Annotated in this window: 20 protein-coding genes; 7 read left to right on the top strand and 13 right to left on the bottom strand. The window is 71.8% G+C overall.

Features of this window, described 5'->3' with window-relative positions; all coding sequences use genetic code 11:
* Positions 1-92: 92 nt before the first annotated feature.
* The 10 genes from OG715_RS07860 to OG715_RS07815 form a co-directional block, all read right to left on the bottom strand.
* Complete coding sequence (locus tag OG715_RS07860; protein ID WP_266276103.1) at positions 93-1,175, bottom strand: phosphotransferase; 1,083 nt, start codon at positions 1,173-1,175, stop codon at positions 93-95.
* Positions 1,176-1,379: 204 nt separating this feature from the next.
* Positions 1,380-3,491, bottom strand: coding sequence for a hypothetical protein (locus tag OG715_RS07855; protein ID WP_266276105.1), 2,112 nt, complete (start codon positions 3,489-3,491; stop codon positions 1,380-1,382).
* 14 nt (positions 3,492-3,505) lie between these two features.
* The gene (locus tag OG715_RS07850; RefSeq protein ID WP_266276107.1) at positions 3,506-5,401 is read right to left on the bottom strand and encodes a glycoside hydrolase family 15 protein; all 1,896 of its coding nucleotides are present in this window, start codon (positions 5,399-5,401) and stop codon (positions 3,506-3,508) included.
* 32 nt (positions 5,402-5,433) lie between these two features.
* On the bottom strand, positions 5,434-5,967 hold the full coding sequence (locus tag OG715_RS07845) for a TIR domain-containing protein (RefSeq protein ID WP_266276109.1): 534 nt from the start codon (positions 5,965-5,967) through the stop codon (positions 5,434-5,436).
* Between the two features lie 70 nt (positions 5,968-6,037).
* Positions 6,038-6,280 carry a hypothetical protein gene (locus tag OG715_RS07840; protein WP_266276110.1) on the bottom strand — a complete coding sequence of 81 codons (243 nt, stop codon included), beginning with the start codon at positions 6,278-6,280 and terminating at the stop codon, positions 6,038-6,040.
* Complete coding sequence (locus OG715_RS07835) at positions 6,277-6,795, bottom strand: LuxR C-terminal-related transcriptional regulator (RefSeq protein ID WP_266276112.1); 519 nt, start codon at positions 6,793-6,795, stop codon at positions 6,277-6,279. The genes OG715_RS07840 and OG715_RS07835 overlap by 4 nt, the downstream gene beginning before the upstream one ends.
* Positions 6,796-6,827: 32 nt before the next feature.
* Positions 6,828-8,357, bottom strand: a complete 1,530-nt coding sequence (locus OG715_RS07830; RefSeq protein WP_266276113.1) for a Mur ligase domain-containing protein — start codon at positions 8,355-8,357, stop codon at positions 6,828-6,830.
* 87 nt (positions 8,358-8,444) lie between these two features.
* Complete coding sequence (locus OG715_RS07825) at positions 8,445-9,845, bottom strand: glutamine synthetase family protein (RefSeq protein ID WP_266276115.1); 1,401 nt, start codon at positions 9,843-9,845, stop codon at positions 8,445-8,447.
* A gap of 8 nt (positions 9,846-9,853) precedes the next feature.
* Positions 9,854-11,347 (bottom strand): amino acid permease, encoded by a 1,494-nt coding sequence (locus OG715_RS07820; protein WP_266276117.1) that lies wholly within the window; start codon positions 11,345-11,347, stop codon positions 9,854-9,856.
* Between the two features lie 70 nt (positions 11,348-11,417).
* Positions 11,418-12,251 carry a hypothetical protein gene (locus OG715_RS07815; protein WP_266276119.1) on the bottom strand — a complete coding sequence of 278 codons (834 nt, stop codon included), beginning with the start codon at positions 12,249-12,251 and terminating at the stop codon, positions 11,418-11,420.
* Between the two features lie 512 nt (positions 12,252-12,763).
* Between OG715_RS07815 and OG715_RS07810 the strand changes: the two genes are divergently transcribed.
* Positions 12,764-14,095, top strand: coding sequence for a tetratricopeptide repeat protein (locus OG715_RS07810; RefSeq protein ID WP_266276121.1), 1,332 nt, complete (start codon positions 12,764-12,766; stop codon positions 14,093-14,095).
* Between the two features lie 56 nt (positions 14,096-14,151).
* Here OG715_RS07810 and OG715_RS07805 read toward each other — a convergent pair whose 3' ends face one another.
* Positions 14,152-15,189 carry an NAD-dependent epimerase/dehydratase family protein gene (locus OG715_RS07805; protein ID WP_266276123.1) on the bottom strand — a complete coding sequence of 346 codons (1,038 nt, stop codon included), beginning with the start codon at positions 15,187-15,189 and terminating at the stop codon, positions 14,152-14,154.
* Between the two features lie 253 nt (positions 15,190-15,442).
* Here OG715_RS07805 and OG715_RS07800 point away from each other — a divergent pair, with 253 nt between their 5' ends.
* From OG715_RS07800 to OG715_RS07775, 6 genes are read left to right on the top strand one after another with little or no spacing between them, the layout of a single operon-like run.
* Positions 15,443-15,583, top strand: a complete 141-nt coding sequence (locus OG715_RS07800; RefSeq protein ID WP_238863324.1) for a hypothetical protein — start codon at positions 15,443-15,445, stop codon at positions 15,581-15,583.
* Positions 15,584-15,597: 14 nt separating this feature from the next.
* A complete protein-coding gene (locus tag OG715_RS07795) occupies positions 15,598-16,788 on the top strand; it encodes a cupin domain-containing protein (protein WP_266276125.1) in 1,191 nt (396 codons plus the stop codon).
* Positions 16,785-17,630 (top strand): aldo/keto reductase, encoded by an 846-nt coding sequence (locus tag OG715_RS07790; protein ID WP_266276127.1) that lies wholly within the window; start codon positions 16,785-16,787, stop codon positions 17,628-17,630. Before OG715_RS07795 ends, OG715_RS07790 begins: the two co-directional genes overlap by 4 nt.
* Positions 17,611-18,459, top strand: a complete 849-nt coding sequence (locus OG715_RS07785; RefSeq protein ID WP_266276129.1) for a hypothetical protein — start codon at positions 17,611-17,613, stop codon at positions 18,457-18,459. The genes OG715_RS07790 and OG715_RS07785 overlap by 20 nt, the downstream gene beginning before the upstream one ends.
* A 3-nt stretch (positions 18,460-18,462) precedes the next feature.
* Entirely contained in the window at positions 18,463-19,293 is an 831-nt protein-coding gene (locus OG715_RS07780) for a hypothetical protein (RefSeq protein ID WP_323182283.1), read from the top strand.
* A 59-nt stretch (positions 19,294-19,352) separates the two neighbouring features.
* Entirely contained in the window at positions 19,353-20,072 is a 720-nt protein-coding gene (locus OG715_RS07775; RefSeq protein ID WP_266276133.1) for a class I SAM-dependent methyltransferase, read from the top strand.
* A 202-nt stretch (positions 20,073-20,274) separates the two neighbouring features.
* Here the strand turns inward: OG715_RS07775 and OG715_RS07770 are convergent, their stop codons facing one another.
* Together OG715_RS07770 and OG715_RS07765 are read right to left on the bottom strand one after the other, a co-directional pair.
* Positions 20,275-20,565 (bottom strand): DUF397 domain-containing protein, encoded by a 291-nt coding sequence (locus OG715_RS07770; RefSeq protein WP_266276135.1) that lies wholly within the window; start codon positions 20,563-20,565, stop codon positions 20,275-20,277.
* Positions 20,562-21,419 carry a helix-turn-helix domain-containing protein gene (locus OG715_RS07765; RefSeq protein WP_266276137.1) on the bottom strand — a complete coding sequence of 286 codons (858 nt, stop codon included), beginning with the start codon at positions 21,417-21,419 and terminating at the stop codon, positions 20,562-20,564. Before OG715_RS07765 ends, OG715_RS07770 begins: the two co-directional genes overlap by 4 nt.
* Positions 21,420-21,700: the final 281 nt, after the last annotated feature.

The raw sequence follows: 21,700 nt of genomic DNA, 5'->3' as shown, positions 1-21,700 counted from the left end.
GGCGGCACGAACGGGCGGCCGGCAGCGGCGTGGCGGGTGATGCGCTCGGTCGGGGTGTCAGTTAGGGCCCGGCCGGGCAAGCGGGTCGCTCGTCACGGTCTCCTCCCGCAGGCCGACGCGGGTGGTCCGCCGGGCGTCGAGGACGGGGGCCCGTCCGGGGCCGGCGCGCACCCGCCCGGCCCGTCCACTGCCGGATCAGCCGCTGCGCGCCTGCCCGGCCGGAGCACGGCGCGTTCGCGGCTGTTCCAGTCCCACGGGTAAGTGGCCGGGCCCTCGCCCTGGCGCCGCAGGCAGGCCGTCCGGTGCGTGGCCTCGGGCAGCCACGCCGGGTCGCGTGATGCGGCTTCCAGGGCGATGACGACGCCGCATGCCGCGCGCAGCCGGGCCAGCACCCTGTATGCCGCGCCGTGCTGGACGGTGGTGACGTCGACGCCGTAGGCCGTCCGGAAGTCCTCGTACTCGCGGGGGTCCGCGGCGAAGCCGTCCCGGGTCCAGGCGATGAACGCGAGGTCGTAGAGGGCGGGTCCTGTGGCGAGGGACTCCAGGTCGAGCAGTGCCGGTCCGTAGCCGGGGCTCAGCAGGGTGTTGAAGGTGTTGAGGTCGCCGTGCACGACGACCGGGGCCTGGGGCCAGGGGTGGGTGGACCACTGGTGGCCGGCCGCGGTGACCTGCCCGTGCAGCCAGTGCCGGTCGGCCGGCGCGAGGACCCGCCGGGGCAGTGCTGCGATCCTGGCCAGCAGCTGGCGGGCGGGGTCGGTCACCGGCAGGCACAGGTGTTCGGGCACCGGGAGGGCGTGGAGCGCGAGCAGCAGGTGTGCCAGTTGTGTGCAGGAGACGGGGCCGCCGTCGCCCAGGTCCTCGCTGAAGGTCACCAGCCGCCCCTGGCGCGTCACGGCGGGCTCGCTCAGCGGGCGGGCCGTCATCACCCCGTTGTCCCGGAGCCAGTGCGCGGCCGTCGTCTGGCGCTGAACGGCGCAGCGGTCCTCGCCCGACTTGTAGATCTTGGCGACGGCGGAGGCCCGGCCGGTGGCGCGGGGCAGGCGCACCACCGTGTGCTTGCGGTGCTGGAGCACGACCGCACCGGTCGGGTCGAGCCCGATCATCCCGGCGGCCTCGGCGAGCGCCGCCTGGCCCGCCGGGTCCAGGGCGCGGGCTTGCCGCTCGGCGGGGCTCACCGGATGCCCGGCGCGGGGAGGGGCGCGCTCGCGAACGCCGGGCGGAGGCGGGGGTGCGGGCGGGGGGCCGCCGGCCGGGGCGGGGTGCGGTGGTGGACGGGCGGGGCAGCGGGTGGCATGTCGGAGTCCGGGGTGGTAGCGGTCGGGGAAGGGGGTGAGCAGATCACGCCCGTGGTCAGGGCGACGCTCACCGCATGTGGCGGGTCACCGGGCGAGCACTGCGGCGAGGCGGTCGTTGAGTCGCCTCTCGTCTCTCGTGCTGGCGAGGACCGTGTACTGGTGGAGGCTGGCGGTGTACCAGCCGACGGCTACGTCCAGCTGTCCGGCACGTTCGGCGGCCTGCCCGAGGACCTCGGTGGTGCGGGCGATCCAGTGACGGTGGCCAAGGTCGGCGAACTCCAGCCGGGCCTGGACAAGGGTGGCGGCGGCGAGATCGTGCTGGCCGGCGAGGGAGTAGCCCTCGCCGAGGTAGGCCAGTGCGCGGGCGGCGTTGAGCGGGTCCGGTGGCTGGAGACTGGTGAGATCGGCGCGGGCCATGCGCAGAATCGGGAGGGCGAAGTCGACATAGCCTTGCCGAGCGGCTGCGGAGGCGAGGAGCATCCCGGCGAGTCCTGCGCCCCTGCGGTCATCGAGGTCGCTGTAGAGGCTGAAGGCTTCGCCGAGGAAGGACTGGGCCTGGTCGTACAGTCCGGCGTCGTGGAGGGCCGCCCCGATGCCGGAGGTGTACTGGGCGACGCCGGAGCGGTCGCCAGCCGCATGGGCAAGCGCGGCAGCCCGCGAGTACTGGGTAGCGGCCTCCGAGTGGCGCCCGGCGGCGACCAGCCCCAGGGCGAGGCTGGAGGACATCTCGCGGACCGCCATCGGCTCGCCCCAGCGCAGCGCGGCGCGCAGCCCGGCCTCGTACACGATGATCCACATCGGGACGTCGCGGTGGTAGTGGAAGAGGGGCCACAGGTCGGAGGCGAGCGCGCAGGCAACCGCCGGGTCGCCCTGGTCGACGGCGGTGATCATGGCCGGGCCGACGGCGGGGGCGATGGCCTCCAGCCAGGCGAGGGCCTCGTGCCGGTTGGTGAAGCGGAGCGGCTCGACGGGTCGCCCCAGTGACGGGCGGGGCAGGACGCGGTGGTGCGGGGTGAGGAGTTGGGCGCAGGCGCGGGCGGCCTGGAGCAGGTGGGTGAGGTAGCCGGTGCAGGCTTCGTCGGCGGCCAGCCTGGCCGGTGCTCCGACGCCGGTGGCGGCGTTGCGGACGGCGGGCCGCAGCGTGTAGAGGTCGCCGCGGACGGCGGCGCGGTGGGCGGTGTCGAGCAGGCCCCGGGCGGCCAGCTCGTTGAGGAGCACGCGGGCCTGGTCGCGGGTGGTACCGGTCGCGGCGGCGCTGGAGGCGAGGTCGAGATCGGGAGCCGGAACCAGGGCGAGCCGCTGCAGGAAGCCGACTTCCCGCGGTGCCAGGTGGGCGAGGGCGGTGTCGACGGCGTCGCGCACGGGATTGTCCGATTCGGTCGGCCCTGATGAGGAGGGCGCGGGTAGGCCGGCACGCAGTGGCAGGTCCGGCTGGAGGACGAGCTCGGCGGCGGCGAGCGCGATGGCCAGCGGCATCCCGCCGTGGAACCTGACGAGGGCCGCCGCCCCGTCCGGGTCGCGCCCGGTGCGGTCCTCGCCGACGATCCGCGACAGCAGCCGCAGGCCGTGCTCGGCCACCAGGGGTTCGAGGCGGTGGTGGAGGGCACCGTGCGCGAGCAGCGCCGGCAGCGGATCGCGGCTGGTGACCACGACCAGGCAGCCCGGCGCCGCCGGGATCAGTGGCAGCACCTGCCCGGCGCCGGCCGCGTCCTCCAGCACCACCAGCACCCGCCGGCGGGCGGTCTCGCTGCGCCACAGGCCGAGCAGGTCCTGGTCGGCCCAGGGCAGCGGGGCGTGTTCGCCGAGGCCGAGCGAGCGCAGCAGGGACCGCGCGGCCTCGGCGGCCGTGGCGGGGCCGCCCGGGGAGTCGGCGCGGAGCCGGGCCACCAGCTGGCCGTCCGGGTATCGGTCGGCGATCTGGTGGCCCAGCTTGGTGGCGAGGGCGCGCTTGCCGACGCCGTCCGGACCGGTGATCACCACGACGGGCGCCGTTTCGCCTGCGGGGGCCCGGCCGAGGACGGCGTCCAGGTGCAGCAGGGCCTCCTGTCGGTCGGTGAACACGGCAGGGACGGGGGCGAGTTGTCGCGGCACCCGCACTGGCAGCGGTGGCTGGCCCGGGTGGAGGTGCACGCCGCCGGTGATGGTCCCGGCCTGGACGGCGGTGGCGACCGAGGAGTGGTCGATGGTGTTGCGCACCTCGCTCCCGCCCACTACGCGACCACGGCGGCCGGGACCGCCTGCTCGACGGATGCCCGGGGGCGGGGCGGTGCGGCCCGCCGGGACCGGGGCTGGGGAGTGAGCCGCACGGCGGCGTCGACCAGGGCCCAGTGCGAGAACGCCTGCGGGTAGTTCCCGAGTTGGCGCTTCGCGAAGGGGTCGTACTCCTCGGCGAGCAGGCCGAGATCGCTGCGCAGGGCGAGGAGCCGGTCGAACAGTCCGGTGGCCTCGTCGGTGCGGCCGATGGCGGTGAGGTTCTCGGTGAGCCAGAACGAGCAGGCGAGGAAGGCGCCCTCGTGGCCGGCGAGGCCGTCCACGTTGGCGCCGGATGCCTCGCGGGTGGTGTAGCGCAGCACCAGGCCGTGTTCGGTGAGGTCGCGCTGGACGGCCTCGATCGTGGCGATGACCCGTTTGTCGTCGGCGGGCAGGAAGCCGGCCTGGGGGATCAGCAGCAGGGAGGCGTCGAGGTCCTGGCCGCCGTAGTACTGGGTGAACACGCCGCGCTGGGCGTCGATGCCGTTGGTGCATACGTCGTGGTGGATCTCCTCGCGCAGCTCGGAGAGGCGGACCAGGACGGCGGGGTCGGTGGTGGTGCGGCGCTCCAGCAGCCGCAGGGTGCGGTCCACGGCGACCCAGCACATGACCTTGGAGTGCGTGAAGTGCTGTGCCTCGCCGCGGATTTCCCAGATGCCTTCGTCCGGCTCCCGCCAGCGCAGCTCCACCTGGGCGAGGAGCGCCAGGAGCAGGGCGTCGACCTGCGGCGAGGGAGGCAGTCCGGCGTCCTCGGCGAGCAGCAGCGTGTCCGCGAGTTCACCGAACACGTCGAGCTGGAGCTGGCCGGCGGCGCCGTTGCCGATGCGCACGGGCCGGGAGTTCTCGTACCCGGGCAGGTGGTCCAGGACCTCTTCGTCCAGGTCGGTGTCGCCGTTGATGCGGTAGATCGGCTGGAGACGTTCGGGGGTGAGCGTGTCGACGAGCCAGCGTCGCCAGCGCCGGGCCTCCTCCAGTTGCCCGAGGCGGATCAGGGCGGCGATGGCCAGCGCGCTGTCGCGCAGCCACACGAACCTGTAGTCCCACTGCCTCACGCCGCCGAGCTGCTCGGGCAGGGAGGTGGTGGGGGCTGCGATCACGCCGCCGCCCGGGTGGCACATGGCCTTGAGGGTGAGGGCGGAGCGCACCACCGCGTCGCGGTGGGGGCCGCGGTAGGTGCAGCCCCGTGCCCACTGCTCCCAGTACTCCACGGTCGCGTCCAGCTCGGCGAAGGCGTCCGGCGGGATGGGCGCGGGCCTGTTGGAGAGCTTCCAGGTGAGTGAGAGTGCGATGCTCTGGTGGGCGTGGAGGGTGAGGTCGGCCCGGCACACCCCGTCGCGGTTGACGGTGTGTGAGGGGCCGTCGAGCCAGTACGCGTGCGGGTAGGTGGTTGCCGACAGGCGCGACGCGCCGTGGTTGTAGCGCTGGATGACCGGCAGGGTGGCGCCGTAGTCGGTGCGGGGGCGGAAGACGGAGGCGATGCGCACCACGCCGCTGACGCACTCGACGATCCGGATGATCTGCGGTTCGGCGTTGTCGGTGACGTCGGGGGCGGGCATGAAGTCGGTGATCGCGAGGGTGCCGGTGTCGGTGTCCCACTCCTGGCGCAGGACCATGGTGTCGCCCAGGTACTGGCGGCGGTCGGCGGCCGGTGGCGGGGAGCCGTCGTAGACGGCCGGGCCGATGCGCCAGAAGCCGTGCTCGTCGCCGCCGAGCATCGCGGCGAAGACGGCTGGGGAGTCGAAGTCGGGCAGGCAGGCGAAGTTGATGGCGCCGTCCGGGCGGACCAGCGCGGCGGAGCGCGTGTTGCCGAGGAGGGCGAGGTCCTCGATCCGGAACGGGGCAGGGGCGCGGAGCATGGACGTCCTGACGTGGGCGGGGGCAGTGGTGGTCAGCCGCGGGCGGCGGCCGGGGCGGCGAGCGCGGCGAGGGCTGCGGTGACGGTGTCGGCGAGCGTGTCGGAGACGGGCAGCCACGGCATGAGATGGCCGAGCAGCACCCGGTTGGCCCGCTGGACCAGGTCTGCCGGATCGCAGCCGACGACCACCGTCCCGCCGTACGGCGTGAACAGGCCGGCCTCGTAGCAGTCGTGCACGCGCACGTGGCCGACCGGGTTCCAGAACAGGACGAGAGAGGCCCGGCGGATGTTGGTGTCCTGCCAGCCGAACGGGGCCCACGCGGCGTAGGGGTCGGTGGCCGGGTTGCGGGAGGGGCGCGGGTTGAGGACGGTGCCCTCGAAGCCGGCGCCCGCCAGCAGGTCGACCGCCTCGGCCTGCCAGTCCGCGCAGCCGACGGTCGCCCCGGCGAGGAACACCGACGGCAGGCCGTCCGGCTCGAACGGCTCCGGCGCCTCGATGTAGCGCAGTCGCTCCGGTCCGCCGTCGCGGCGGCCGGGAGGACGCTGGTGGGTGGGTGGTGTGGTCATCCGGTCTCTGTGGTCGAAGGGGTGCGGCCCTGGCCCGAACGGCCGCCATGGGTGGTGCGCGTCGTGCTGCTCAGCCGGACCGGCGGGTGCCGGCGCGGCCGGGGTCGTGCGGGGGCGGCGTGCGGTGGTTGACCAGGCGGTCGGCGACGCCAAGGGTGGTCAGGGCTGTTGCGGCGAAGATGCCGAGGTAGACCGGCTGACCGAGGGTGGAGAAGTGCTCCAGCAGGTAGACGGCGCAGCCGCCGACGACCACGCCGAGCAGGAAGCACAGCACGGCGAGCGCGATCCGCCCGGGTCTCGGCCGGGCCCTCACGGCGCCGCACTCCTCGTCCCGGCGGTGCGGGCGAGCGGTTCGGCCGGCCACGCGGGGTCGATGTCGCTCAGCCGCACCAGGCCGGCGAGCACCCCGACGACGACGGCCTGGGGCTGGGAGTCGACGTTCAACGCGCTGAGGAGGGTCTTGGTGTAGCTGCGCATGGTCGTCGTGGAGATGCCGAAGTCCGCGGTCAGCTCCGGGGTGCTGCGACCGCCCGCCCAGCCGCGAAGGGTCTGCGACAGGCGTGGGGCGAGGGAGGGCTTGATGGTCAGGGCACCGCTGGGGTGCACGGGCTCGGTGACGATCCGGTGGGCGGTGGCCCAGCCCGCGAGCTGGAGCACGGTGCGGTTGCCGGTCGTGACGAGGACCGCCTCGATCGCGCTGCGGACCCCGTCCGGGGCCAGCCGCGTTTCGGGGTCGGCGGCGATCTGCTCGAAGCCGGCTCCGGCGGAGGCCAGGACGATCAGCCGACGCTCGGCCAGCGCGAGGACGGGCAAGGGCTCGGTGGGCACAGCGGCTTCTCCAGCAGAGCGGTTCGGACGGTTCACAGGTGCTGCGGGATCGGCGCACCCGGCGCCGCCAGGTGGAACAGCAGCCGGGCCCCGAGCCGCTCGGCCTGCCCGGTGCCGACGACCAGGACCAGGTCGCCCTCGGCGGCCAGCTCGCCGATGAGCTGCTCGGGGCCGGGCTCGCACGGGCCGAAGCGGGCGCGCTGGACCTTGCCGTCGCCGAGCTTGCGGCGGGCGGCCCGCTCGACGGCGTCCAGCGGGTCGGGCACGGCGTGGTGGAGCAGCGGAGTGCTGACCGGCAGCAGCAGCGCGTGGTCCACGCCTTCGAGCGCGGCACCGAGTTCGGCCGCGTGCGCGCTGGTGCGGGCGATGCCGTCCGGTTCCATGACGACGAGCAGGGAGCCGTCGGTGAGCATCCGGGCGGCCTGGACGTCCTGGGCTACCTCGTGCGGATGCCTGGCCCGGGAGTCGACCACCGTGACGTGGCGGTGCGAGCCGAGGGTGGAGAGTGAGCGCTCCACTCCGCGGAAGGAGGTGGCGCGCTCGGCGACGGCCTGCGGGTCCTCGCCGAGCACCAGGGCGGTGGCGATGGCGGCGCACATCGCCAGCGCGTGGTGGCGTCCGGCTACCGGGAGGACGAAGGCGTGGTCCGTCTCCTGGTAGCGCAGGACGACGCGGAAGTCCTCGCCGGTCCAGCGCGGTGTCATGATCCAGACGGTGGAGGCGGGGTCGGTGCCCACCGTGACCACCCGCTGGTCGGGCACGGGGCGGTCGCCCAGGCGTTCGCGCAGGTTCGCCGTGCTGGTGTCCCAGGTCGGCAGGACGACCACGGCAGCACTGCGGGCGAGCCTCTCGGCGGCGTCGAGCCCGGCGACGTTGTCCTCGAAGTGCGGGGTATTGGCGCTGGTGGCGAGGATCAGCGCGGCGGCGAACTTCGGCTCGCTGTGCAGGAAGTGCGGGGCGGGGCGGTGCTGCCAGGCACCGGGCGGGGCGGCCTCGTGGGTGCCGGCGTCCGGGCACAGGTCCACGACGACCCGGCCACCGCCTCCCGCGTGCCCGGCGGCACCGTCGCGGGCCGGGGCGGTCAGCACCCAGCCCGTCCGCCCGTCGTCGAGGACGTGCGCGAGGGCGGCTGCCGCGGTCGTGGTGCTGTGGCTGCCCGCCACGGCCACCGCCCCGGCACCGGCCTGGACGGAGAGGGCCTTGAGCGCGACGGCACGGCCGATGACCGGCAGCCGCAACACTTGGGCGCGGTCCAGCTCGGGGTGCGGTCCGGCGACGATGCCCGACCAGACCACCGCCGTGCGGTCGGTGCGCACGTGCCCGGCGTCGAAGCCGACGTGCACCCGGACGCCCGCCTCTTCGAGAGCGGCGACGACGGGGCTGTTCCTGGCGGCCTCGGGGATGCTGCCGGTGACGTCGGCTCCGGCCTCGGCCAGCCACCGGGCCAGGCCCTCCATGCCGGGGGCGAGGACGTCGACCAGGTGCACGGCCGTCAGCAGGCCGGGCACGGCCGGACGCTGGTCGGTGCTGACCACGGTCTTGGGCCGGGTGGTGGTGTCCATGATGTTCTCCAACGGGGAAGCAGGGCGTGGGGGTTGGGTCCGGGCCGGGCGCGGGGAGGGGGATTCGACCCGCGACCGGCCCGGGGCTCATGCCTGGGCGAGACCGCGCTCGACCTCGGCGTCGGTGACCACACGGGCGTGGTGGTCCAGGTCCATGCGGGCGATCCGGGCCAGGTGCGCGACCACCCGCTCCTCCAGCAGCTCACCGGCCAACGTGCTGGCCTCGAACGCGCCGACGGCCTCCTCCAGCGACTGCGGCACCAGCGGCACATCGCGCTGCCCGTAGGCGTCGCCGCTGACGGCGGGCGGGGGCTTGAGGCCGGCCTCGATGCCGTGCCGGATTCCGGCGAACACCGCCGCCAGCGCCAGCATCGGGTTGGCGTCCGCACCCGGCAGGCGCACCTCCAGCCGCAGGCTGCGGCCGTGGCCGACCACCCGCACCGCGCACGTCCGGTTGTCCCGGCCCCAGGCGAGCCTGGCCGGCGCGAAGGAGTGGTCGCTGAGCCGCTTGTAGCTGTTCACGTACGGTGCCCAGAGCGGGGCGACCTCGGGCAGCACGGCCAGCAGCCCGGCCACCGCCTGCCCGCCCAGCTCCGACAGCTCGGTCCCGTCCTGCGGGTCGGCGGCCAGCACTGGCCGGTTGTCGAAGTCGGCCAGCGACACGTGCAGGTGCAGGCCGCTGCCGACCCCGGTGGACGGGGCCGCCATGAACGAGGCCGTCAGACCGGTTTCGTCCGCGACCGTCCTGGCCGCGTGCTTGAACAGCGCGTGCTGCTCGCACGCCGCCACCGCCTCCCCGTACGGGAAGGTCACCTCGACCTGACCGGGCGCACCTTCGCCCTTGACGGCTTCGACCGGCAGGCCGGCGGCGGCCAGGACCTGGCGGAGCCTGCGGCCGAACTCCCGCACGCTGGGCGGCTGGTCGAGGCCGTAGTCGCCGTTGTCCCGCACCGCGGGGCGAAGGCCCCTCCAACTGGAGGCCGCTGCGTCCCGGGCGGTGCCCTCGTAGAGCACGAACTCCGTCTCGATCCCCACCGCCGGCACCACGCCGAGCCCGGCGAGGCGGTGCAGCTGCTCGGCCAGCACCGTGCCCGGTGCCAGCGGGTGCGGCCATCCGCCGCTGATCGGATCGGCGAGCACCAGCGCGGTGCCCGGCAGCCACGGCAGCACCCGGGCCCGCTGCAGGTCGGGCAGCAGAGCGACATCGCCGAACCCGGACTGCCAGGAGAACGGCCCGCTGACCGCCGGGGTCATGCCCAGGTCGGTGCCGAGCACGTACGCACACATCTCCGGGGACAGCGCCCCCGACCGCAGCCGCTCCACCAACTGGGCCGCGTCGTACTCCTTGCCCTTGAGCCGGCCCTGCGCGTCGACCGTCGCCAGCAGCACCGTGTCGAGGCCGAAGACGGACACCAGCTGCTCCAGAGGCCCGGTCGGCGAGAGTGCCGCCGTCGGGGGCTTGGCCGCGCGGGAACGGGCGGCCCGCATCGTCGCCCTCATACGACCTGTGCCTCGACCCGGGCCAGGTGCGGGTCCTCCACCACCGGCACGGAGAACTTGTTGCCCGCCAGCTTCCACCACGCCCACGCCAGCACGAGGACCGCCGCCAGGGTGACGGGCGCGTAGTTGAACGTCTCGACGGTCACGGGGGCCCGCTGCGGCAGGCACACCAGCACCGTGAGGATCACGACCCACACCACGGCGGCGATCCCGATCGGCCTGCTCCACCGCCCGAGGTTCCACGGACCGGGGGCGAACCTGTCGCCCTGCCGCAGCCGGAGGTAGACGGGGATGATGTAGGAGGGGCTCATCCCGATGACGTTCACGGCCGTCACCGCGCCGTAGGCGACCGGAGACCAGAGCGATGGGACAGCCAGGACGAAGGCGACCGACACCGCCAGCCACACCGCGGGCACGGGCACGCCGCCGGCCGAGACCCGACGCCACGTCGCCGAGCCGGGCAGCGCCCCGTCCCGCGAGAAGGCATAGATCATCCGCGACGCGGCAGTGGTCTCCGCGCTGCCGCAGAACAGCTGGGCCCCGATCACGACGAGCAGCAGCAGCTTCGCGCCGGTCGCTCCGACCGCGTCCTGGAAGATCTGTGCGGGCGGCACGGCGGCGGCAGACGCGCCGGCGTAGTCCTGGACGGCGAACAACAAACCGGCCAACAACACCGTGCCCGCCAGCAGGGAGACCCAGATCGAGCGGACGATGCCGCGCGGCGCGGCGACCCTGGCGTCCTTGGTCTCCTCCGACAGGTGCGCGGATGCGTCGTAGCCGCAGAACGTGTAGCCGCCCAGCAGCAGGCCGATCGCCGAGACGTAGATGGGGCTCGTCCAGCCGGTGCCGTTCTCGAAGTGCGTGAACACCCAGCCCACGGACTGGTGGTTGGAGGGGACGACGGTGAGCACGCCGACGATCAGGGCGACGCCCAGCAAGTGCCACCACACCGAGACGGCGTTGAGCAGGCTCACGACGCGGACCCCGACGACGTTCAGCAGGGCGTGCAGCACCAGGACGCCCGCGAAGATCGTCAGAATCAGGCCCGGCGTCGGGGCGACCCCCCACTGCAGCCCGGCGAACGCGGCGATGAAGCTGGCGGCGCCGTAGTCGATGCCGGCGATCCCGCCCAACAACCCGAGGAGGTTCAACCAGCCGGTCGTCCATCCCCACCGCGGACCGCCGAGCCGCTGGGCCATGTAGTAGAGGCCCCCGGACGTGGGGTAGGCACTAGTCACCTCTGCCAGAGCCATGCCGACCAGCAGCACAGCCAGGCCGACGCCTATCCAGCCCCACATCATCACCGCCGGGCCGCCCGTCACCAGGCCGAACCCGAACAGCGTCATACAGCCGCTGAGCACCGAGATGACCGAGAACGACACGGCGAAGTTGCCGAACGACCCCATACGGCGGACGAGTTCGGGCTCGTAGCCAAGGGAGCGAAGATGTTGATCCTCGGGTCCGGACGCGGTGCGCTGGGGCCAGGACATGGCGGAACCTCCAGAGGAAGACGGGGATCGGGCCCGGCTCGGCGCCGGGCGAAGGACTGGTCGGTGGCGGTCAGCCGGTGACGGCGTAGGACTGGACCATCGCCTGCCGCAGCAGCTCACCCGGCCGGTCCGCCGCCAGGCTCTGCCAGGGCTGCAAGGAGATGAACGGGGCCATCGCGGAGAAGACCTCGGCGGCCTCCCGGCGTTGGCGGCTCGCCCAGAGCGCGTGGGCGAGGTGGCTCTCGTCCGCCACCGGCCACCGGCTGCCCTGCCCGAGCGCGGCCCGCCAGTGCCCGAAGGCACGTAGCACCGTGTCGCGGACCGTCTCGTCGTTCGTCCACTGCAGCTGGACCGCTTCCTTGCGCTCGGCGCGGCGGTAGCGGTCGACATACAGGTACAAGGGCAGGGCGTGCAGCGCGGAGCCCTCCGGCCAGATGGCCTTGTAGGCCGCGAGAAAATCGGTCGCCGGGCCGCTCTCGCCGCAGGCCAGCCAGAAGCGGAGCATCCGGTGAAACGCTTCCCGACCCCACGGGTCGGTCCGGCGGGCCTGGTCGAACAGCCCCCACGGACCGGGCGGAAGCATCTGGTCCGGAGCCGGAACCCTGTGTTCGAGCCGCGCCTGCCCGAGGTCCAGCTGCGCGAGGGTGAGCAGCCCGAGCCACGGCACGGGATCGCCCCCGAGCACCGAAGCTGCCAGCCAGCACCACTGCCGAGCACGGCCTTCGAGCGCCACGGTGTCCCGCGAGGCCGGCTGCCGCTGGCCGACCAGCAGCGCCTGGTCGACGGCGACGCGCGTGTGCAGCGTGGTCAGGCCGAACGCGGCGGGCTCCTCGGCGCCCCAGTGACGCAGGACATCGTTGTGGCCGGCCACCGCGCCGAGGACCTGGGTGCGCGACGCCCACAAACCGGGGTCGCCCCAAGAGCAGGCCAGAAGCGTGCGTGCCGACCACCACTGCCCCTGCCTCAGCTCCTCTACCGCCGAACGCAGTTCACCGTCGTGACCGGCGGGGTGCTGCACGAGCTGATCGGCAGCCGTGGGCGCTGATGGCATGACCTGTTCCCCCTTCGTGGTCTGTCGAGTGCCGTCCCGGGCCGGCCGGTGAACCGAAGACGCGGGCAGGACGGCCAGCAGATAGCCGGATGCACCTTCGGTCGAGCAGGCAGACGGGAGTTGACTGGATCACCTCGCGTACTGCGGTTCAGTGATCGGCGACTCACTGTCTCGTTCTGGCCAGAACAGCGCCACGACAGCCGGGTGTCATCTGTCAGATGGCGATGTCAGCAACACGTCATCGAGACGTCATCTCGTCAGATCGCGCTGTGAAAAGCCTTCTTGTCGGGTATTGCTAGAGCCAGGCTCTCCCCGCGCAGGTCGCGGTCGGGCCAGGTTGAGACCACGGGGGCGGAGGCTGCGAAATGGCGAACAAGACGCTACTGGGTGCCCTGGTCGAGAAGGAGGGGTGGGAATTCCCGGACTTTCAAAGGGAATTCAGGGGCGCCGGGAACGAGCTGGCGCGCAACCTCAAGGACTCGCGGTTTCGCAACCTGGACATGTCGGAGGCGACGTTCCGGCGCTGGGTCGCGGGGACGGTCAGCCGGCCGACAGGGGTGTTCGTGCAGACGATCCGGCACCTGTTCGACGACAGACCGATCGCAGAACTCCTCGCTCCGCCCCGCGAGGGAGACCCGACCGCACTATCCCGGCAAGACCTTGAAAGAGAACTCGCGATGACCGCACGTGAAGCATCCGACCACGCCGCTTCCGTTGCGTCCGCCTTCCTCTCCGACCTGTCCATCGAACAGGTCCAGGAAGACGTGCGCCGACTCGCCCGCACCTACAACAACCGGCCGCCGTTCGACGTGCTCCGCGAAGCCCGGCAGCTCCGGGCAGATGCCGAGGAGCTCCTGGACCGCACCCACATTCCCGAACAGCGCCAGCAGCTGCTGATCGCGATCGGCCAGACGACGGCCTTGCTCGCCATGACGGCATTCGACCTCGGCTCCCTGGGCGAAGCCACCCGACTTGCCCGGTCCGCCGGTATGTACGCGGAAGCCACTCGGTTCAACCCCCTGGCGGCGTTCGCGGCCGGCACGCTCGGCATGCTCGCCTACTGGGAGGGCCGCCCCAGCGAGGCGATCCGCTTCATCCGCCAAGCCAACTCCTTCACCGGGGTCGGTGCGGCCGGCCGAACCCGCATCGCCGCCATCGAGGCCAGGGCCTACGGTCACCTCGGCGACCGGCAGCGAGCGACGACTGCGGTCGAGCGTGCACTCGACCTCGACACTGCAGAGGTGGATGACCTCCACGACGAGGTCGCCGGGGAGTTCCTCCACGGCCCGGAGCGGATCTCGCGCTCGCACGGCACAACGTTCCTGCTCCTGCGGGACAGCGCGGCTGCCCAGGAGCACGCCCGGCATGTGCTGGAGCTTCAAGCCGCCCTGCCCGAGGCGCAGCGGATGCCCCGGATCGAGGCGGAGGCGCGGGCGGACCTTGCAGCGGCGCTGATCCTCGGCAACGAGCTGGACGAGGCCGCGGAGGTGCTGAAGCCCATCACAGCGCTCGCTCCCGAGCGTCGCGCCGCAGGGCTGGTCGAGCGAGTCGTCCACGTCGGCCGACTGCTCACCACGGAGCCCGCCAGGACCTCACCCGGCGCCATCGCGCTCAAGGAAGCGCTGGAGGAGTACACCCGGGTGGCCGCCCCGAGGCAGATCGTCGGTGGCAGCGTCGCACGACTCGCTATCGAATAAGCACCGCAGTTCGACAGGTGTGGGGGGACCGGCACCGTGCCGGTCCCCCACTGCGGTCACCGCAAAGAGTCGGCGGCGGCCAGGATTTCCCGTTCCCGCCCCGGGGCGATGCCGTGGGCGGACGCGCGGGGGTGCGGGACCGGTGAGTTGCCAGCCCGGAGCCACTCCCAGGTGTCCCGCACCGTCTCCTCCAAGGGGCGGCAGGCGAATCCGGCCGCGTAGGCGGGTCCGGAGTCAACCAGCCAGACGCCCTCGTTGGTCCGCCACAACGGCAGCTCCGTCCACTGCCGCACCTCGTGCTCCAGCAGTACCCCATCCGGCACCCAGCGCAGCTCACCCCGGCTTCCCGTCACGTCCAGGCACGCCTGGAGGAAGCTGCCCATCGTGTCCCGTCCGATCGGCGCGGTCACGTTGTGGACTCCGCCGCCGGGCCGCTCGGCGGCATCGACGGCGAAGCGCGCGACATCGCGCACATCGACCGGCTGAATGGTCTTGCCCGAACTGCCAGGGGCGAGGATCTCGCCGCCTTGCTCGGCTCGACGGAGCCACCACGGGAGCCGGCCGACGTACTCGCCCGGACCAAGGATCACCCCAGGCCGAAGCAGCCAGGAACGGTCGGATCCGAAGGTCTCGACCACGGCCCGCTCACCGCCGGCCTTCTGCCGCCCGTAGTGGAGATCAGGGCCCAGCCAGCCCTCCGGGTTCCGGCCGTAGTCGCTCCCGGCGTCGGCGGGCCCGTCCATCAACGGGTCGCCCACCTTGAGAGGGTGGTCCGGCCACCCCGCGTACACCGACACCGTCGAGACGTAGACATAGCGGTCGGTGGTGCTCTCCAGCGCCCTCGCGCCGGCGAGCACCACCTTCGGCGGCTGCTCGCCGGCCGAGGTGTCGATCACCGCGTCCCACGGACCCTGCGCAGCCAGCCGGGCCAAGTCCTCAACCGACGTCCGGTCTCCCAGCACCTGCCGTACGCCGGGCAGAACAACTCCCGACCGCCCCCGGTTGAACGTCGTCACACTCCAGCCGCGCCCCAGCGCCTCCTCGACCACGGCCTTGCCCAGAAACCAGCCCCCACCGACCACCAAGATGTCCATGCCCGGCATCCTGCCCAGAACCGGTGCCCGCTGGCCACCCCGTCGCAGCGCCCGGGCCAAGTCGCCGCAGGTCGGGGCCCTGATCGTGGCGAAGATGACACCCCGATGACACTCGTGTGCGAATCCGCTCGCCAGATGACAGGCAGACGCCATGGCCCTGTCAGTCGTTACTCGGAACACTTGGCCACTCACCCGCTGCGACGCCTTCCGGCTTCCCGGAGGACCGAGCAGCGCCACGGGGAGAGGAGATCCGATGGAGAGCGCCGCACCCGCGGTCCAGCCGGAGGAGGAGGGCGGCCTGCTGGTCGCCGTCCGTGGCATCCGGGCCGCGCGTTCCCGGGCCGACGTGCCGTCCGACAACACCGGCGGCAAGTCCGACCAGAACGACACCTGAGCAGGAAGCCCACGATGCCCGAGACCGCCTCGTGGGCGGTGCGCCTGGGTGGGGACCAGTTCCTCACCCAGGCGCTCCACCGCTCCTACGCCGTGATCCCCGCTGAGGGGGCGGACACCGCCCCCCTCCTGTCCTGGGACGACCTCAACACCATCCTCGCCACCCACCGAATCGAGCCGCCCCGACTACGACTCTCGAAGGACGGACAGGCCGTCCCCGTCGGACGCTACTCGACCCCCGCCACCAACCGGCGAGGGGTGACCTGGAACCGGCTGCACCCCGCCCAGCTCCACGCCCAGCTCGCCGAAGGCGCCTCGCTCGTGGTGGACGCGATCGACGAGATCCACCCGCCGATCCGCGCCGCAGCCGAAGCACTGGAGCGCTTCATCGGCACGCCCGTGCAGACCAACCTGTACGCCTCCTGGACCCAGCGGGAAGGCTTCGGCCGGCACTGGGACGACCACGCGGTCGTTGTGGTCCAGCAGTACGGGGCGAAGCACTGGCGTCTGTGGGAGCCGACCCGGCAGGCCCCGACCTTCCGCGACGTGGACTCCCCGGAGGAACCCGAGGGCGAGCCGGTTGCGGACTTCGTCCTCCACCCGGGCGACGTCCTGTACCTGCCGCGCGGCTGGTGGCACAGCGTCACCGCCGACCAGGGCAGCGAGTCGCTGCACCTCACGTTCGGACTCGTGGCCCAGACCGGCGCCACTCTCCTCGGCTGGCTGATCGACGAGCTGCACGAGAGCCCCGCCGTACGGACGGATGTGCCGCTCCACGCCGCAGCGGACGAGCAGGCCACCTATCTGGCCGACCTGCGGAGCGCGGTGCTCACCGCGCTGTCGGACCCCGACCTGATCGACCGCTGGGCCTGGTCCTCCGGTACCACCCACTTCGGCCGGCCGGCCCCGTCCCTGCCCTACGTGGAGGCCCTCCCCGCGGACAGGGAAATCACGGTGCGGATAACCGCCCCGCGCGCCGATATCGCCAGCAACCCGGCCGCCGGGACCGTCACCCTGTCCGCTGCCGGAACCGCGTGGGACTTCTCCGAGCGGGCCGCGCCCGTCCTGCAAGCCCTGCTGACCGGAGACACGGTCAGCATCGGGGCCCTCGCCGACATCGCCGACCTGGAGGTCAAGGACGTGGCCGGCGTCCTGACCGTCCTCGTCGAGGGCCAGGCCCTCGCCGTCGTCGGGGTCGGCCGGTGAGCCCGGTTCTTGGCCTGGGGACCTACCGGGTGCGCGGCGTCGGCGAAGCGGCGCGCACCGTCCTCACGGCCGGGGCGAAGTGGATCGACACCGCCCCCAACTACGCCCACGGCCGGGCACACCACGACCTGGCCCCAGCGCTTGCCGAACACCCGACTGCCAAGGTGACGACGAAGACCGGCTTCCACCCGGACGGCCGCCACAGCATCGCCCCCGAGGACGTCCGCGCCCAGACCGAGGAATCGCTCGCTGTCCTCGGTCGTGCCGACATCGTCTTCGTGCACAACCCCGAACGGTCCGACCGCGACCGGCAGCAACTGCATCACAACCTCCGTGCCGCGTTCGCGGTGCTGGAGGAGTTCGCACAGGCTGGTCGCGTCGGAGGTTACGGCGTCGCCACCTGGGCCGGCTTCACCAACCAGGCGTTCACCATCGCCGAACTGATCGCGCTGGCCGGCGAAGCAGCCGGGTCGGTGAACCACCACCTCGCTGGCGTACAGCTGCCGGTCAGTCTCGTCATGGCCGAGCCGATCGACCAGGCCCTCGACGGAGCAGGCCCGCTCGTCGAGGCGCGCGACGCCGGGATGGTGACATTCGCGTCTGCGCCCCTGCACGGAGGCGAACTACCGGGCCTGATGACACCCGAACTGGTGAACCTCATCCAGCCGGGATCGACCCCGCACACCGCCGCGTTCCAGCTCATCGGGGCCTGCCCCGCTCTGGACGTCGTCCTCACCTCGACCAGCACCCTCCAGCACTGGGAGGATGCCCGGGACGCTCTCGCCCAGCCGATCCCCGACGAACGACTCAGGACGGTGCTCGATGTCCTTTCAGCCGGATGACGACACCCGGAACGACCTGACGGCAGCGCACACGAAGGCTGCCGGATTCCTTGGCCTGGTGTGCACCGGACCGCAGGTCTTCGGCACCTCCGGAACCACTGTGGGTTGCCGGGCCGAGAACGTCTGGCTCCGGGTCTCCAGGAGCAGCCGCCTTCAGGTGCCCCGGCCGACCGGCCAGGGCGCCCTCGGCGCTGAACAGCTCGTCCCTGCCTCCGTCCCGCGCCCCCGGCTCCACGACACCGTGGACTGGACGGAGGCCGGCTGGTTCTACCAGGCCGACGTCTTCGACCTGGTAGGTTCCACGGTCTCGTCAACGCCGGACCTCCGCGATGACCCCGGCCTGGACGACGGCTGGTGGACCGGGCTACGGAACGCGCTGGCCGCCATTGCAGAAGCACCGGGCACGAAGATCACTCTGCGCCAGGCGTGGGTTGATGAGGTCGTCCCGAAGTACCTCGGCATCCCAGCCCCTGTCGAAGTCGAGCGGACCACCGGGCACGGTGATCTCCAATGGGCCAACCTGACAGCCCGGCCGCTCAACATCCTCGACTGGGAGCGCTGGGGTCTGGTGCCGGTCGGCTACGACCCTGCGGTCCTGTGGGTCAGCAGCCTCCTCGTGCCCACGGTTGCGGACCGTATCCGCCAGGAGTTCGCTGACATCCTCGATACCCCGGTCGGACGCGTGGGCCAGCTCATCGCAATTGCGGAGATGCTGCAGGCCGTTGACCGCGGGTACTACCCGGAACTCGCCCCTCTCCTCGCTGACCGGGCACGTGAGCTGACCGGTGTCACCCCACCACAGGGCACCGACGCCGGCCTCGTCCGGTAGACCATGGACCTTCGGCAGGAGCCCGTCGATCGCGTCCTGGACCAAGTGGAGCAGCGCCTCGGCACGAGGCTGGACCGGCGCAACGTGGTGCGCAAGCGCCGGACGGTCGGAGCTGGCACCGATCGCGGCAGCTGGACCCGGGTCGAACGCCGCCCCTGGGCGCGGGCGCGGGAACAGGGCTGTGGCGGATTCGAAGCCGCAGCGGTGTTGGCCGGCGTGGCGATGCCACGCTGGTACGGGTCGACGACATGGCAGGACCCGGAAGACAGGGCGATCTGGCACGCGGACGAGACCTCGCTGCTGCCCGAGCTCCCGGTCGGGGCCGCGGTGGTGAGCGTCGACCCGGAGCTGCCGGATAAGTGGTGGTGCTCGCTGAACGCCTCGCTGGCGGTGCTGGCCGTTCACCGAACGGCTCGGGTGGCGGCCCCGGACACCGAACGGATCACGCAGCAGCTGGTCGACGACACAATTAAGGCCGCTTTCCCCGGAGCGCACGAGACTCGGGTGGAGCAGTGGTGTCCTGCTCACGCCGACCTGAACTGGGCGAATGTCACTGGCCCTAGTGAGTTCTGCATGTTCGATTGGGAGGACTGGGGAATGGCGCCACGTGGACTCGACTCGGCGTCGCTGTACGCCGCCTCCCTTGCCGTACCGGCGCTCGCGGATCGGGTACGCAGGGAGCGCCGGGCAGATCTTGAGAGCCGCGACGGGATGGTGATGCAGCTGTTCGTGCTGGCGAAGATCGTCGGGCCACACGCCGGTCCGAACGACCCGCGAATTGGGCCAGCACACCGGGAGGCTGCGCGGCTGATTTTCGCTCTTCAAGGGGACTGAACGACTGAACGTCACCCTGCCTACAAGGCGCCGATGTCAGCGAATAGGAAGGAGTACGCATGGACCCGACCACGCGCCGTCCGGTCGGCCACGACGCCGAGGACATCGCGAGCGCGAAGGAGCGAGGCTGGAGCTATCTGGCGCCCATCGACGACGCGTACCAGGCGAGCGAGATCACGGCCGCCGAGTGGCACACCGCCGTCCTGGGCGTCATCGAGCCGACCTACCTCAACGGCGACAACCCGCGGGCCCAGTCCGGCCACAGTGGCGACGAGGCCCGCTGGCGAGAAGCCCGCAGCCTGCTCGTCGACCTGCTCCCGCCTCACGGTGGGACGTTCCTCGACATCGGCTGCGCCAACGGCCACCTGATGGAGAGTCTGACCGACTGGGCGGCCGAAGCCGGGATCGTCATCGAGCCCTACGGGGTGGAGATCTCCACCGCCCTTGCCGACCTCGCCCGAACCCGCTGCCCGAAGTGGGCGCGTCGAATCTGGACCGCCAACGCGATGGGCTGGAAGCCTCCATACCGCTTCGACGCCGTCCGCACCGGCGTGGACTACGTGCCGGCGGACCTGCGTGGGGCGTACGTGGCCCATCTGCTGAACCATGTCGTCACCCCAGGCGGCCGATTGATCATCGGCGTGTACAACGAGGAACGAGACCAAGTCACAACGGCGGACCTGCTGCGGTCCTGCGGCTACACCCCGGCCGGTACCACCACACGAGACCACCGTCACCCCAAGATCCAGTACAAGGGTCTATGGCTGGCCAACGCTTGATTGAGCGCTTCTCTGCTAGCGCGGCACCCCGCCGCAGGACACCGACCCCGGCCGCGTCCGGGTGGACGTTGGACCTCCGGCAGGAGCCCGTCCATAGACCAGGTCTCCGCCGAAACGGATGCTCAGCCGCTCATGGCCTCGGCCTGAGATGCTGACGCTCGCGCCACCGTGACACCGAGTCGACGTGCCCCGTGTTGTGGAGTCAGGGACGATCAAACAGTCCCGCCTTGGCGCCCGCGAGGAAGTCGTCCCACTCACCCGCTGCGAAGAGAAGGGGGTCTCGGTCAGGATTCAGCGAGTCGCCGGTGCTGACGAGCCCACGGTCGAGAAACGCGACCCGAAGGCAGTTGCTCCCGCCGGTACTTGCTGTCAGCCACGTCGCGCGTTCGAGTTGGTCCTTGACCCAGGCCGGATCAAGGGAGTTCTTCTCTTCTGCCGTGACGATGCTGTCGGAATCGGACACTGAGTGGTGGGGTGCGAGATCGTGGGTCACGAGAGGTCCTTGGCGATTTGAGCGAGGAGTTCGAGCGATTCCTTCGGCGGTAGTGCGTCCGTCTTCAAGTGATCGCTGGTGGTGTGGTAGTCGGTGACGGTGTCGGGGTCGTTGAGGTGGAGGGCGGTCTTCATGCCCTCGATGGTGACGGAGTCGTGTCCGGTCGGGAACGTCCACGCCATGAACGGGCCGTCGCAGCCGGCATGCGCGCCGCGCGAGAGCGGGATCACCTGGATGACGATGTTCCTGTGCGTGCGGGCCAGTTCGATGAGGTGCAGTGCCTGGGCGCCGGCTGTGGCCCGGCCGCCGACCTCCTGGCGAAGTTGGGCTTCGGTCAGGACCGCCCGAATCCTAAGCGGGGCCTTGCGGGAGAGGGCGGCATGTCGGCTGTTGCGCCGCACGGTGATGAAGCGCTCGATGTCCTCGTCACTCTTCCAAGCACGGCCAGCGATGATCACGGCCAGCTCGTAGGCGTCGCACTGGAGTAGGCCGTGAACGGCCACGGGGGACCAGATGAACAGGCTGGATGCGATCTCCAGGTTGGCGAGGTAGTCGCCGAGTGGGTCGTCGGCGACACCGGGGTAGCGCTGGTGCCAGTCTTGATCGCGAGCGTTCCGGACCATGTCGCGCCAGGCTTCCTGCACCGCAGGTTCGGTGATCCCAAGAACCGCGAAGAAGTGCGGGAGTTGTTGCGGCTTGATCCCCTGAGTGCCGTTCTCGATCTTCGAGATGGTGGACGCGGAGCCGTATCCGAGTTCGACGGCTGCTTGTTCAACGCTCCAGCCGAGGCGCTTGCGGGCAAGCCGGACCTCGCTGGCGAGACGGCGTCGCCTGGGTGTCGGCTCGACGGGCACTGCGGCACCTCCCCTTCTTTAGGAAAGGCTAGCGCTTGGACAGCTGCTCGCATATGCCGGTTCAGCGAAAAAGACAGTGTTTCCTTTCCGATCCTCTTGCCGTTGGTCTGACGTAGCGTCATCATCGGTTCACGGTCGGAAACGGGACCGCGCGCCAGCCTACGTGGAGAGGCGCCCCCCTTCGGCCGATCGAACCTCGTTACACCACAGCCTGGTTGCTGCTCGCGGGCTCGACCCTGGTGCTACGACGTCGGTTCTGCGACGCGGCCGGGGCAGCTCTT

It is taken from the genome of Kitasatospora purpeofusca (assembly GCF_036010405.1).
GTDB lineage: Bacteria > Actinomycetota > Actinomycetes > Streptomycetales > Streptomycetaceae > Kitasatospora > Kitasatospora purpeofusca.
The sequence above is the reverse complement of the archived record's forward strand: the minus strand, read 5'-3'. Positions and strand labels throughout refer to the sequence as shown.

Excerpts from the sequence above, each read along its gene's own strand:
- OG715_RS07800 (WP_238863324.1), top strand. The coding sequence starts at position 15,443 with ATGGAGAGCGCCGCACCCGCGGTCCAGCCGGAGGAGGAGGGCGGCCTG.
- OG715_RS07825 (WP_266276115.1), bottom strand. The coding sequence starts at position 9,845 with ATGCGGGCCGCCCGTTCCCGCGCGGCCAAGCCCCCGACGGCGGCACTC.
- OG715_RS07775 (WP_266276133.1), top strand. The coding sequence starts at position 19,353 with ATGGACCCGACCACGCGCCGTCCGGTCGGCCACGACGCCGAGGACATC.
- OG715_RS07780 (WP_323182283.1), top strand. The coding sequence starts at position 18,463 with ATGGACCTTCGGCAGGAGCCCGTCGATCGCGTCCTGGACCAAGTGGAG.
- OG715_RS07820 (WP_266276117.1), bottom strand. The coding sequence starts at position 11,347 with ATGTCCTGGCCCCAGCGCACCGCGTCCGGACCCGAGGATCAACATCTT.
- OG715_RS07785 (WP_266276129.1), top strand. The coding sequence starts at position 17,611 with ATGTCCTTTCAGCCGGATGACGACACCCGGAACGACCTGACGGCAGCG.
- OG715_RS07850 (WP_266276107.1), bottom strand. The coding sequence starts at position 5,401 with ATGCTCCGCGCCCCTGCCCCGTTCCGGATCGAGGACCTCGCCCTCCTC.
- OG715_RS07805 (WP_266276123.1), bottom strand. The coding sequence starts at position 15,189 with ATGGACATCTTGGTGGTCGGTGGGGGCTGGTTTCTGGGCAAGGCCGTG.
- OG715_RS07830 (WP_266276113.1), bottom strand. The coding sequence starts at position 8,357 with ATGGACACCACCACCCGGCCCAAGACCGTGGTCAGCACCGACCAGCGT.
- OG715_RS07795 (WP_266276125.1), top strand. The coding sequence starts at position 15,598 with ATGCCCGAGACCGCCTCGTGGGCGGTGCGCCTGGGTGGGGACCAGTTC.
- OG715_RS07810 (WP_266276121.1), top strand. The coding sequence starts at position 12,764 with ATGGCGAACAAGACGCTACTGGGTGCCCTGGTCGAGAAGGAGGGGTGG.
- OG715_RS07845 (WP_266276109.1), bottom strand. The coding sequence starts at position 5,967 with ATGACCACACCACCCACCCACCAGCGTCCTCCCGGCCGCCGCGACGGC.